Below are 13,771 nucleotides of genomic sequence, written 5' to 3'. Positions count from 1 at the left end.
GGATGAACGACTATAGATTGTGGTATTCGGCCCCCGCGGAGGGCTGGGCTCAGGGGCTGCCTCTGGGTAACGGCAGATTAGGGGCCGTAGTGATGGCTGCCCCGCACCGTGAAGTGTGGAGCATGAGCGAGGTTACCTATTGGTCGGGACAGACTGACCCGGTGCCTGCCTCCGGAGGGGGCAAGGCTGCGCTGGAAGAGATGCGCCAGCATTTCTTCAGCGGCGACTACGACGGTGGCGACCGTCTTGCCAAGCAGCATCTGCAGCCTAAGAAGCAGAATTTCGGTACGAACCTCGGATTATGCGAGGTGGTGATTGATTTCGCGGAGCAGAAGCAAGAGCAGGTATCAGCGGAAACCGGGCACTTCCGGCGGGAGCTGAATCTGACGAACGCGGTGGCTGGAGCCGTGTATCAGGGCAAGAGCGCAGCGCTGCACCGTGAGGTCTTTGCCTCGCATGCCGGCAATCTGGTGGCTTCAAGAATCTGGAGCGGTCTGCCGGGCGAAGTGTCCTTTACGCTGAGTCTGGTGAACGGAACGGAGTCGTTCACAGCGGCAGCCGTGGATGATGAAACGCTGGAATTCAAGAGCCAGGCAACAGAACGTATACACAGCAACGGTGCTTGCGGGGTCCATGCCAAAGGGTTGGTCAAGGTGGCGGTATCCGGCGGTACGATTCATAGCGGGGACGGCAAGCTGACAGTCACCGGAGCCGATGAAGCGCGGATTTACTTCGCCGTCAGCACCGATTACCGCCGTACAGATACGGACTGGGAATCAGACAGCCGCTGCACACTGGAGCAGGCAATGGGCAAGGGGTACGAACTGCTGAGGGAAGAGCATATTGCCGATTACCGCCGGGAGTACGACAAGGTAAGTATTCAGCTGGGCCGCTCAGACAAGGCGGATCTCCCTACCGATCAGCGTATTCAATCCCTGGCCCGGGGCGGCGGGGAGGATCCTCAGCTGTTCGCGCTGTTCCTGCAGTACGGACGTTATCTGACAATCGCCGGCTCACGGGCGGATTCACCGCTGCCGCTGCATTTGCAGGGCATCTGGAATGACGGTGAAGCCTGCCGGATGGGCTGGAGCTGCGACTATCACCTGGACGTTAACACACAGATGAATTATTACCCTACGGAGATTACGAATCTGGGGGACAGTCATCTTCCGCTGATGCGCTATATTGAAGAGCTGGCACAGGCTGGAAGATCGACCGCAAGCCAGCTGTATGGCAGCGGGGGCTGGGTCGCCCATGTCTTCTCCAATGTCTGGGGATTCACACTTCCGGGCTGGGAGACTTCATGGGGACTCAATGTAACAGGCGGACTATGGCTCGCCACCCATCTGATCACGCATTATGAATATACCCTTGACCATAAATTCCTGGAGCAACAGGCTTATCCTGTACTCAAAGAGGCTGCAACCTTCTACCTGGATTACATGTGTGTCCATCCCAAGTACGGATGGCTGGTTACCGGCCCGGCCAATTCGCCGGAGAACAGCTTCTATCCCGGTGATCCCGGTGAAGGAGCGCAGCAGCTGTCCATGGGACCGACCATGGATCAGATTGTGGTGCGGGAGCTGTTTGAATTCTGCCTGATGTCGGCGGAACTGCTGGACAGGGATGAAGCGTTCCAGCGGATGCTGCGGCAAGCTATATCTAAGCTTCCGCCGCTTCAGATCGGCAAGAAGGGCCAGCTGCAGGAATGGCTGGAGGACTATGAGGAAGCCCAGCCGGAGCACCGGCACCTGTCCCATATGTTTGCACTATATCCCGGCAATGGGATCACTCCCGGCCGGACACCGGAGCTCAGCAGGGCAGCCCGAGTGACACTGGAGAACCGGATGCTCCAGAATGAGCTGGAGGATGTGGAGTTCACCGCGGCTTTGTTCGGGCTTGGCTTTGCCAGGCTGCATGACGGGGAGAAGGCCTACAAGCACATCTCCCACCTCATCGGCGGCCTGTGTTTCGATAATCTGTTCACCTATTCCAAATCGGGTATAGCCGGAGCGGAGAGCAATATCTTCGTTATCGACGGAAATTTCGGCGGTACGGCTGTTATTGCCGAGATGCTGCTGCAAAGCCATGCCGATGAGATACACCTGCTGCCTGCTCTTCCGGCCGCCTGGAGCACAGGAGCGGTATCCGGCCTCCGTGCCAAGGGGAATGCCGAAGTGGACGTTGCCTGGCATGACGGCCGGCTGACAGCAGCCGAGGTCCGCACCTTCTCTCCGGGAATGGTTACGGTACGCTGGGGAGATCAAAGAACTTCCTTCCTGGCAGAAACAGGCGGAAGCTACAAATTGGACAGCCGGCTGGAGCTGTTATCATGATACAGGCGGGGGGCGAAGGTTGCCCCCGTCTTTTCAATTAAATTAAAAAGACCTTAGACATCCACTACAGCGAAGATGCATATTTTGGTTGCCCTTTGTTCTTCTCAATTCCAATGCTGGAGAATTAGGCAATAAAATCATAGATTTCGGCTACCCCAGCATTGGACCTGAATGGAATAATAAAACTGCGGAACCAAATATGAAGTCATGGTAGAAAGGAATGTTTGAAATGAAAATCAACAAAACACCTCCCCATCCGTATATCGGGATGTGGGAAACTACTGATGGTTATGTGCGGCATGAATTGCTGCCTAACGGCCGTTATGATGAGGCGCGCGGGAATCGAAATCATGCTTATCAGGGATGCTATACCATTCTGGGCGATCATATCGAATATGTGGATGATACAGGCTTCACTGCTGACGGTGATTTTCGCGATTCGGTGCTCTATCACGGGGGCATGGTTTTTTACCGGAAAGAGTAGAATAAATATTCAATAAAAAGCGAAAAAAGCACTGCACTCTCAAGAAAGAGAATGTGCGTGCTTTTTTTATTGCGGATTCATTCCCAGGAATCTGCGTACATCCCTAATGGGCGGCTGACCGAACAAGCGGGCGTACTCACGGTTGAACTGCGTGGCACTCTCGTAGCCAACCTGATAAGCAACACTTGTAGCATCGCTCATTGTCGCAAGGAGAAGCCTTCGGGCTTCGGTAAGCCGCAGTCGCTTTTGGTACTGGAGGGGGGTCATGGCCGTTACTTCTTTAAAGCAGGAAAAAAAAGACGATGTGCTCATTCCAGCTGCTTTCGCAAGATTATCCACTCGCATGGGTTCTGTATACTCCCGGTTAATCTGTTCAATCACGGGGACAATTCGCTGGGCGCGGCTGCCCAAGAGAGCGAAGTTCCGTATGGTGTTCCCCTGTTCGGTCTGCAGCATGCGGTAAATAATCTCGCGCACTGCATAAGGGGCCAAGGCAGGCAGGTCTTCTGGAGTATCTAGCAAACGAATTAGACGTAAGATGGCTTCATGAAGTGAATTGCTCATCTGGCCGATAACTAGGGCGCGATGAGATTTATGTCCTGTGTTTTCTGTGAAATAAGGTTGTTGAATTATATCCAGTATTTGATCCATCTCGAATTGAAGCTGCAGAGACAAGTATGGTTTCTCCGGAGAGGCATCAATTACTTGACCGGTAATCGGCAGGTGCACAGATGCGACCAAGTAACTGCCAGGATCATAAAAATAGCTTTCCGGGCCTAACAGTACTTGCTTGGCGCCTTGGGCAATCACACACAGGGATGGCTTGTATACTGCAGGAACCGGCTCGGACACATCGGAAGAACGAACAAATGAAAGAGCGTGATAGGCGGTAATGATAGTTCCGTCCTGTATGGCAAGACGTTCAATTCGTTCGGTCAATTCAGTCAACGGTATTCTCCATTCTGTAGGTCCTTTAATATACTTTATTACTTTTTGGAGAATTAGGCAATTCTTTAGCAGCTTTCGGCTAACTCAGGGTAGGAAGTTACCGCCATAATGAAGATGTAACAACGAGCTTATTTCAATAATTCATAAAGGAGAGATGCTGCATGTCTGAATTAAAAGAGAAAGTAGTGCTTATTACCGGTGCCAGCAGTGGTATCGGTGAAGCAACCGCCAGATGGCTCGCTAAGCGCGGCGCGAAGGTAGTGCTCGGAGCACGACGGACGGACAGGCTGCAAAAACTGGCGGAGGAAATCAGAAATGAGGGTGGTATGGTGGAGTACCAGCTACTTGATGTAACCGATTTTGAGCAGATGAAGGCGATTGTCCAATTTACCATAAATCAATTCGGACGTCTTGATGCTCTCGTAAATAATGCTGGCGTGATGCCGCTGTCACCGCTTGATGCATTGAAGATCGAGGAGTGGAACCTCATGCTTGATGTCAATGTTCGTGGTGTACTGCACGGAATCGGAGCTGTAATTCCGATCATGAAGAAACAGAATTTTGGTCATATCATTAATATCGCCTCTGTCGGTGCCTATACCGTCTTTCCAAATTCAGCGGTGTATTGCGCTACCAAGTTCGCGGTCCGAGCAATCACAGAGGGCCTACGCCAGGAGATGGGGGAGACCATTCGTACAACAGTTATTTCTCCTGGAGTTACCGAATCGGAATTAGCTGATACTATCACAGATGAGTCAGCACGTGAGATGATGGAATCGTTCCGGGCTAATCCACTTCCGGCTTCCGGCATTGCCCGCGCCATTGCCTATGTCCTTGAACAGCCTGCGGAAGTGGATGTGAATGAATTGATTGTGCGACCAACGGGGCACCCGGCTTAAATCGTATACTAGCTTTGAAACAAGAAATATAGCAAATTGTCAGGATAAAGGTATTAGACTCGCATAGCGATTGCAGCCGCTTACGACGGCAAATCATCGCTACAGAGTCTAATGCTTTTTGTTATATGACGAGAGCCAGGCTTGCGTGTAATACCCTTCGCATTTCCAGCAAGAGCTGCTTTTTGTTCCAGAGTAACCGGTAACTCTAGGCAGCGCAGATAATGACTTCCATCGACGATTTTAGAGCAGAAGCGGTATACTCCTAATTAACGAACTATACCTGAAAATGACTTTCTTTGTTCCGGGCCATCGTTGAATGGCAGGAAAAGAATATAATTGGAGTGGAAGCAGGCAGCAAAGAGGGGGGACTCCGGTGTACAGCATTTTTCTGGTAGATGATGAAGCACTTGAACTTGAGACGCTGAGAGACTATATACGCTGGGAAGAGATGGGGATCTATGTCGTTGGCACAGCCGGCAATGGCAGGGAAGCCCTGGAGAAGATAGAGGCTACCCGGCCGGACATTGTGCTTACGGATGTGCAGATGCCCATTATGAACGGCATTGATCTTGCCCATACCCTTAATGAACGTTATGACTGGATTCAGGTGATGTTCTTAACCGGGCACGATGAATTCCATTATGTGAAATCCGCCCTCCATGCAGGAGCTGTCGGATATTTGCTGAAGCCGCTTGATCTGAGTGAAATTGAGAGCGTTATCACCAAAGTGAAGCAGCTCTGCGAGGAATCGCGGATGAAGCTTCGTTCGATAGAGGCTGCCAAAGCCAAGATCCTCAAGGAGCTTTCCTGTGAAAAAAATACGGAACTTGCCGCCGGACTGGCGAACAGCTTCAGTCTGCTGGCACGCCTGCCGGAGACGACCCGTTATGCCTTGGCATTATTCAGCGTTGATCCTAAGGAAGCAGAGGGGGAGCAGCAGAGTCTGGAGGAATGGATGAGCAGGCTGGAGGCTTATCTCGGTCATTTTTTCAAGATGAAGAATGTGGATACGGTCTTTGTACCCTATAAGGAAGGGGAAGTAGGAGTCTATATGGAAGCTGCGAAGCAGCCGGGCCACTATGCCTGGGAGGACCTCGCTGAGGCTATGCGCAGGGCGCTGGATTTCACAGTAACCGCTGCTGTAGGCGGGCAGGAGTCCACTCTCCCCTATATCCATGAATTGTATGAACAGACGCGTGTGATCCTGAACGAGCGCTTCTATGAAGGTGCGGGCAAAATCATTCATGGCGATGCGGTCCGTGGCCAGTTCTACAGCGAACATCTGCCGCCATTTGAGCGGAAGGAATGGTTCGATACGATCAATCAGCTGGATTTCGGGCAGGCTGCACAGCAGCTCCACCGGTATTTCGGGGGATTGGCCACGCTGCGGGTCAAACAAAAAAACATTTGCGACTGGGCCATTAATCTGACGGACGAACTGCTGGCGCTGCACGAGCCGGCCCCTGAAGGCTTCAAGCGCGCGGAGCTGTATCATTCCATCTATAATGCGCTGACGCTGCATGAGATTGAAGATCTGATTCTGGGTACGGCGGAAACTGCTGTGAGCATGCTGGGTGAGCGTTTGCTGGACAAAAATGCAAAGCTCGTCCACAAGGTCCGTACCGTGATTGAACAGCAGTATGATCTGCCGATTACGATCAACAGCCTGTCGGAGCAGGTGTATTTGTCGCCGAACTATTTACGGTCTATTTTCAAGGATAAGACCGGTATGACGATTCACGATTATCTGACACGCATCCGGCTTGGCAAGGCGAAGGAGCTGCTGGCAGACGGCTCGCTTAAGGTTCAGGATATTGCACAGCGTGTCGGCTATGAGAGCACATCGTATTTTATATCCTTGTTTGTGAAGAATCTGGGGGTCACTCCGAACGAGTTCCGTAAAAGTATGTGAGCGTAAGCAAGAAAGATGATTTCCCTTATGAATTGTAAGATTGCGATATGGTGCATTCCCCTCCCGGTTTTTACAATTAGCTTGGAAAGCGATTACAAGAGCTATGGAGACAACCAAACGGAGGGATGTTATGCTTGGACAGTTTATGAAAAAAGGGTTTCTGTTTCTTATCATCATCTGCCTGGCGGGGGCCGGCGGGAGCCAGTTCATCAGGCCGGTATACGCAGATGATGCGAACACCTATGAAGCCGAGGCTGACGGTAATATTTTGAACGGGAATGCTTCGATTTCGGACAGTCCTGTGGCTTCCGGCGGCAAGAAGGTCGGGGGCATGTATCAGGGCAGCTCCCTGCAGTTTACGAATGTCAATGTCAGCGCGGCGGGAGATTATACAATCACTGTGTACTATATCTCCGGCGATTCCCGCCCCTTCAATATCAGTGCCAACGGCGGGGCCAGACAGTTCGAGGAACCGCCTGAGACTGCTGACTGGGATACGGTGGGCACTTACGATGTGAGGCTATCCTTGAACGCCGGAGCCAACACCATCCTGATCGATGACAACAATTGGTATTCACCGGACATCGACAAGATCGTAATCGGCGGCTTGGCGCCTACCGGTCCGGGTGAAGGTGAAGGCGACTGGATGAACAATCTGCACGGTGCAGTGATTGAGGCTGAAGCAGCCGGGAATATCGTAACCGGCAATGCCAAGGTGGCAGACAGCAGTATCAGCTCCGGCGGCCAAAAGGTAACGGATCTGTATCAGAACAGCTCCCTGAAGTTTACGGACGTCACTGTTCCGGCAGCCGGAACCTATCTGATCCGGATATCTTATATTTCCGGCGATCCCCGGCCTGTCTATATGCAGGTGAATCAGGGTCCGGACGAGATAGTTGATCTGCCGAAGACGGCCAGCTGGAATACGTTAGGAACTTATGATGTGGAGGCGGGACTGCAGGCGGGACTGAACACGATCACCTTCTCGGACCATAACTGGTATTCCCCGGATATGGACAAGATCGAAGTGATTCCGTTCACGGTCAGCTATGAAGCGGAAGCTCCGGGTAACGGGTTGACCGGCGAGGCCCGGGTTTCGGACAGCCCTAAGGCTTCCGGCGGGCAAAAGGTAGGGTATCTGAATGGCGGAAGCTCCCTGACCTTCAACAAGATAACCGCCCCTATGACAGGTGATTACCAGGTCACGGTAGCCTATATTTCAGGCGATCCGCGCAGCTTCTATGTCCGTGCCAACGGCGGTGCCGAGCAGTATTATGAACTGCCAAAGACTCCGGACTGGGATACAGTAGGCATGTATGAACTTACACTACCGCTGAACGAAGGCGAGAATACCATTACTTTTGCCGACGGCAATTGGTATGCGCCGGATATTGACCGGATTATCGTCGAGCCGGCGGCGAACACCGGGCCGGAGAATCCGGGTGAAGAGGATGACAATCTCGGGACAGCGGGAGAATCGCACAGCTACGGGACGATCACGGTTACCGATTATACTTACGGCCAGCTGGTATCAGGCGGACCCTATGAGGTCTCCTTGAATACCAAGACCGGGTACACCGGTTACAGCTGGGCTGACGGACAGAAGCTGCAGGGAATTTACAGCAGCATCAAGCTCGGAGGCACTCTTATAGAGAGCAAAGGCTATGAGAGTCATGCCAGTGCCGGTGCACCCGTGGAGATTCAGGACGGATTCGGCAAAGGGATTGAGCTGACTTTTGTCCATACTTCGGCTGGTAAGCCAGTACTGAAGCAGGTCTACAAATTTTATGAGGGTAAAGACTATTTCCTTACCCGCCTGGATGCAGCCAGCGATACGGCGATTCAGACCAATTATATGTCGCCGGTTACCGTGAAACGTACGGGTGGTGTGGATATTGGTACCAGTGCGGATAACCGGGTGCTGACGGTGCCTTTTGACAACGATGCCTGGATCCGTTATAAATCCCAGACCATGAACCGGGCGGATACCAGTTATGAGCTGACGGCAGTATTCAATAACTCGACCCGCAGCGGACTGGTGCTCGGCTCTGTAACCCATGATACCTGGAAGACCGGCATTGATTGGAAAGGTTCAGCGGGCCAGCTCAATGAGCTGGCGGTCTATGGCGGTGCAGCCAGCGATGTGACCCGCGATAGCCAGCCTCATGGCAGCCTGACGGGCACAGAAGTATCCTCGCCGCTGATTATGGTAGGCGGTTTCAGCGATTACCGTACCGGTCTGGAGGAATACGGCAAAGCCAATGCCATCATTGCGCCTCCCCTTGAGCTTAGCCAGGCGCTGCCGCAAGGCGTGCCGGTCGGCTGGAACAGCTGGGGTGCTTATGAAAGCTCACTGTCGTATCAGGACGTGGTGGATGTCTCCAACTATTTCAAGGAGCATCTGCAGAAGTTCAACAATAACGGCAATGTATTCATCAACATGGACTCTTACTGGGACAATCTGAATGATCAGCAGCTTGCAGATGCCGTATCCGTAATTAAAGGCAACGGCCAGCATGCCGGGATCTATTGGGCACCGTTTGTATACTGGGGCAATAATATGAGCCAGCCGGTAGAAGGCACCAATAACCAGTATACGTATGGAGATATTGTGCTTAAGAATTCCGCAGGTCAGCCGCTGCCGACGCTGGATGGGGCCTATCCGCTGGATGTGACGCACCCCGGAGCACAAATGCGGATGAATTATTTCCTCGGCAAGTTCAAGAGTCTTGGCTTCACGTATATTAAATTGGATTTCCTGACTCATGGCTCTCTGGAAGGTCAGCATTATGACCCGGAAGTAACGACAGGAATCCAGGCATATAATGAAGGAATGCGTTATGTTAATGAGCAGCTGGACGGAACCATGTTCATCAGCGAATCCATTGCTCCGATCTTCCCGAGCCAATATGCACACAGCCGGCGCATTTCCTGCGACACTTACGGCAAGATCAATGAAACAGAATATATGCTGAATTCATTGACCTACGGCTTTTGGCAAAATGGAACAATCTATCCGTATACCGACCCCGATCATCTCGCACTCAGCCGTGCTTCAAGCTTGACGGAAGCGCGCAGCCGGGTGAACTCGGGCGTCATTGCCGGAACGGTACTGCTGGATTCGGATGATGTGAACGATACTAAGGCACAGGAGTACATGGCTGCCTTGTATAACAACACGGACGTTCTCCAGTTGGCGCTGAAGGGGCAAGCGTTCAAGCCGCTGGAAGGAAACACGAATGCCAATGCTGCCGACACCTTTGTTCTGAAGGAAGGAAGCGATTATTACTTGGCTGTATTCAACTTCAGCACCAATGCTTCGGCGGATAAGACGGTTGATCTCGGCCGCGCCGGACTGGATGCTGCGGAATCCTACACGATGCAAGACCTGTGGACGGGAGAAACTACGTCCATCACCGGTTCTTTGGCGGTGTCGCTGCAGCCGGCGGAATCGAAATTGGTGAAATTGACGGTCAGTCCGAAGCCGGTAACAGGTGTCACCCTCGACAAGGCGGAGCTTACACTTACCGCAGGTGAAACCGCTAAGCTGACTGCTGTGGTGAACCCGGAAGCGGCAACCCATAAAGCGGTAATCTGGACTTCCAGTGATACCGCCGTAGCCACTGTAGCGGATGGAATGGTAACTGCTGTTCGAGCCGGCAAGGCCACGATTACGGTGAAGACAGTGGACGGAGGATTGACAGCCAAGGCAGACGTTACGGTCACAGCTGCCGCTTCTGAAGGACCGGGGAATCCTGGGAACCCTGGCAACAATGGAAATAACGGAAATAACGGAAATAACGGAAATAACGGAAATAACGGAAATAACGGAAACAACGGAAACAACGGAAACAACGGCAACAATGGCAACAATGGCAACAGTAATAACAACACCGTCTCCGGCAGTATTGTGAGCCCGGCCAATGCCGCTGGAACTCTGGCCCTCACGCCGGATATGCTCCAATTGGACAATGCGTCCGGACTAGCGGCCGTGAAGCTCAAGGGAGGTGTGCAGGAGCTGCAGCTGTCTTCCGCTGTAGTCCGCCAGCTGGCGAATCTTACGCTGGAAGTGAAATCGGGCAAGCTCTCGCTGCAGATCCCGGGAGATCTGATCCGCCAGCTGCAGAACAGGCTGCCGGAGAACCAGCGTGAAGACAGCGTGATTTCGCTGAAGATGGTGCCGCTCGGCAGTAAGGGAAGTGCGGTGGTAGCCGCCGCTGCGGGAACCCTCCGTGCGGATCTTGCCCTGAAGGGGGATATCTATGCATTCAGCCTGTCGGTTACCACAAAAGCCGGGGCTACGGAGACGCTCCCCGCATTCAATCTTCCGGTCACGCTGAGCCTGGCAGCCGCAGAGGGCTTCGATGCTAAGCGGGGAGGCATCTACTATATTACCGATAACGGTAAGCTGGAATATATCAAGGCCGATTATACCAATGGTGTACTGACGGCCAAGGTCAGCCACTTCAGCACCTATGCCGTTCTGGAACTGGACCGGACCTTTGCCGATGTTCCGGCCGCACATTGGGCCGGCTCCGTAATCAGGGAACTTGCGGCGAAGCTGCTTATTCAAGGCACCAGCGCAGACAAGTTCGAACCGGGACGGGCGGTTACCCGTGCCGAATTCACCTCCATCCTCGTTCATTCCCTTGGACTGACGGCTCCAGGCGAATCACGCTTCACGGATGTGGCGCCGGATGCCTGGTATGCAGAGCCGGTCTGCATCGCATACACAGCCGGTATCGTAAGCGGCAGAGCTACGGCAAGATTCGAGCCCGGCGCACAGATTACCCGTGAGGAAATGACGGTGATGCTGATGAAGGCTTATGCGTTGAAGAACGGCCAGGCACCGGCTGGTGCTTCTGTTGCGGCTTTTGACGATATGAACCTCGTGTCTTCGTGGGCGAAGTCTTCTGTATTTGAGGCAGCAGAACTCGGACTGGTTCAAGGAGAGCGGCCGGGACAGTTTGCCCCTCAAGGGATCGCTTCCCGGGCAGAAGCGGCCCAAGTGATCTATAACCTGCTATTCGCTGTCCAATAAGCTTTACACTCATGAAACAGGAGAATCCCGCAGCCATGAACGGCTGGCCGGGATTCTCCTGTTTGGCATGCCTGAAGGCAGCTGCGGCTTAACTGTACATCGTACAACTAAATCATCTGTTTTTCTGACAATCATCCCTTTAGTTGTATTTCGTACAATTAAAAAGCCGGATATAGGCCGGTTTAACCGATTTATGCAGTTTAGTTGTACAGACTGCAGTTAAAAGTTGTGCGGGCACCCTTTTACAATTTTTAAATGTACTAAATACAACTATCGCTGAGTTTTTGGGCCTTGGGCCGGATACGCCTCTTCAACTGCCGGCCTTATAACTTTGCTAGTCGCCGGCCTCGTACCTTTACAAGCTGCCGCGCCTCATTGGTTGCTGGACTACACTGCCTTTTGCGGCAGCCGGATTTGTACGACCGTACCTATGCCTAGCCGGCTGTATACTTTTACCCCGTAATACTCACCGAATTTAAGCTTGATCCGCCGGTCTACGTTCATAATGCCATAGCCCCGGCCCGGCTTCTCTCCCATCAGCGACTGCAGTGTCTCCCGGCTCATACCCATGCCGTCATCAATCACAGACAGGATAATGTCATTGTCCTGTGTGACGCCTTTGATATGGATGTTCAGCGGGTTGTCTTGATTCCAAGAGGCATGGATTACCGAGTTCTCGATAAAAGGCTGCAGGGTCAGTTTCACTGTAGAGTAGGGCAGGATCGCCTCATCAATCGTGTAGGTAATGTTCAGCTGCCCCTTGAAGCGGATCAGCTGGATGGCATTATAGCTCCGGGTCAGTTTGATCTCTTCATTGATCGTCAGGATACTCTTCCCTTTATTGAGCGAGATCCGGTAGAACTTGGCCAGATTCTGCACCATATCCTGGATCTGGCTGTCCTGATGCTTAACCGCAAGGGAGGAGATGGAGCCAAGCGTGTTATACAGGAAATGAGGATTGATCTGGGCCTGCAGCAGGTCGAGCTCTGCTTCCTTGCCGAGCAGCTCTTTCCGGGACACCTCGGTAATCAGACCGCTCAAGCGGCCGGTCATCTGGTTGAAGGCGAAGTGCAGCTGGCCGATCTCGTCATTGCCGAGCTGCTCTTCCCTAGGCGTATTGAAGTCGCCCCGCTCAATGCGGCGGACCATCCGGATTAAGGTCCGGATACGGTTGCTGAACAGCGACGCGGTAATATAGATAAGAAGCAAGGCTACGCCAATGAAGGCGAGCGAGATTTTGATAATGAGCTGTGACAAGGACTTGGCGTCTTTGATGATGCTCTCGTAAGGGACAACTGACACGGTCTTCCAGCCGTTGGCGAGGGTGTTGTAGACGGCAAAAGCCTTAACCCCCTTGTACGTGGTATCGAACCGGCCGGAAGCTTCTCCTGCGAACTGATGATTGAGCATTTCGGGCAGGCTTGTATCCAGAAGCTTCTTGTCGGCGGACGACAGAATAATGCCCTCGTCATTGATAATGAAGATGTCTTTGCCGCCGGCTTCCTTCTCCATCAGGGAAAAGATGACCGATTCGGAGACACTGAAGACCAGCGTTCCGTAGGGATATTCGTTCCGGTTGTTGTTCAGCAGTCTGGCGAGAGTGAACATGGCGGGACTGTCTTCACTTTGCGGAGTAGTCAGATAGAGGATATTTCCATGGGACTGCTGCAGCTGCTTGTACAGCTCTGTAGCTTGAACTTCGGGTGTAACGGGTTTGATATAATAATTATCTTTGGGCAGAGACGGATTATCGGAATAGATGAATGCGCTGTCAAAATCAGGATAAGCCGCCATAACCGTATCTATGCGGTTGCCAATATACTTATAGACGTCCAGATAAGAAGGATCATCCACGTATTCAGCCGTCAGATAGCTGGCGAGCCTGTCATCCAGATAAATAGAAGCAGATATATGTTCATAGCTGTCCAGTTTGTTTTCGAGATTCTTATTAATCTGCGCCGTTGAACTCATCATATTGATATAGATCTGCTCGGTGAGTTTGGATTTGGTAAGTTCATAGGAGAAATAGACCAGCAGCATCATCGGAATGATGGTGACCAGAACGAACACCAGGAACAATTTGGAGCGAAAGCTCAGGTCGACAAAAGGCAGATAAATATACTTTCTATACAATTGACGCATCGGAGAAGC

The 13,771-nt window shown here is 52.3% G+C and carries 7 protein-coding genes; 5 read left to right on the top strand and 2 right to left on the bottom strand.

The annotated features are described in order from the left end of the window. The first annotated feature begins 2 nt into the window (after positions 1-2). Both MKX70_RS30710 and MKX70_RS30705 read left to right on the top strand, forming a co-directional pair. Positions 3-2,336, top strand: coding sequence for a glycoside hydrolase family 95 protein (locus tag MKX70_RS30710; protein WP_340841473.1), 2,334 nt, complete (start codon positions 3-5; stop codon positions 2,334-2,336). Between the two features lie 229 nt (positions 2,337-2,565). Beyond that, the gene (locus MKX70_RS30705) at positions 2,566-2,820 is read left to right on the top strand and encodes an Atu4866 domain-containing protein (protein WP_042233942.1); all 255 of its coding nucleotides are present in this window, start codon (positions 2,566-2,568) and stop codon (positions 2,818-2,820) included. Positions 2,821-2,886: 66 nt separating this feature from the next. On the opposite strand, the gene MKX70_RS30700 is transcribed toward MKX70_RS30705, so the two are convergent. Then, positions 2,887-3,768: an AraC family transcriptional regulator gene (locus MKX70_RS30700; RefSeq protein ID WP_231637804.1), complete on the bottom strand. Its 882-nt coding sequence runs from the start codon at positions 3,766-3,768 to the stop codon at positions 2,887-2,889. A 161-nt stretch (positions 3,769-3,929) separates the two neighbouring features. Between MKX70_RS30700 and MKX70_RS30695 the strand changes: the two genes are divergently transcribed. From MKX70_RS30695 to MKX70_RS30685, 3 genes are all read left to right on the top strand, one after another. Continuing rightward, complete coding sequence (locus tag MKX70_RS30695) at positions 3,930-4,667, top strand: SDR family oxidoreductase (RefSeq protein WP_042233945.1); 738 nt, start codon at positions 3,930-3,932, stop codon at positions 4,665-4,667. Positions 4,668-5,040: 373 nt separating this feature from the next. Then, a complete protein-coding gene (locus MKX70_RS30690; protein WP_340841472.1) occupies positions 5,041-6,579 on the top strand; it encodes a response regulator in 1,539 nt (512 codons plus the stop codon). A 130-nt stretch (positions 6,580-6,709) separates the two neighbouring features. After that, positions 6,710-11,620, top strand: coding sequence for an S-layer homology domain-containing protein (locus MKX70_RS30685; RefSeq protein ID WP_340841471.1), 4,911 nt, complete (start codon positions 6,710-6,712; stop codon positions 11,618-11,620). Positions 11,621-12,007: 387 nt separating this feature from the next. Here MKX70_RS30685 and MKX70_RS30680 read toward each other — a convergent pair whose 3' ends face one another. Continuing rightward, positions 12,008-13,762 carry a cache domain-containing sensor histidine kinase gene (locus MKX70_RS30680; RefSeq protein WP_340841470.1) on the bottom strand — a complete coding sequence of 585 codons (1,755 nt, stop codon included), beginning with the start codon at positions 13,760-13,762 and terminating at the stop codon, positions 12,008-12,010. Positions 13,763-13,771 lie beyond the last annotated feature (9 nt).

The sequence above is a fragment of the Paenibacillus sp. FSL R7-0312 genome, assembly GCF_038004445.1.
GTDB lineage: Bacteria > Bacillota > Bacilli > Paenibacillales > Paenibacillaceae > Paenibacillus_AQ.
This window is presented reverse-complemented; position numbering and strand designations above follow the sequence as displayed.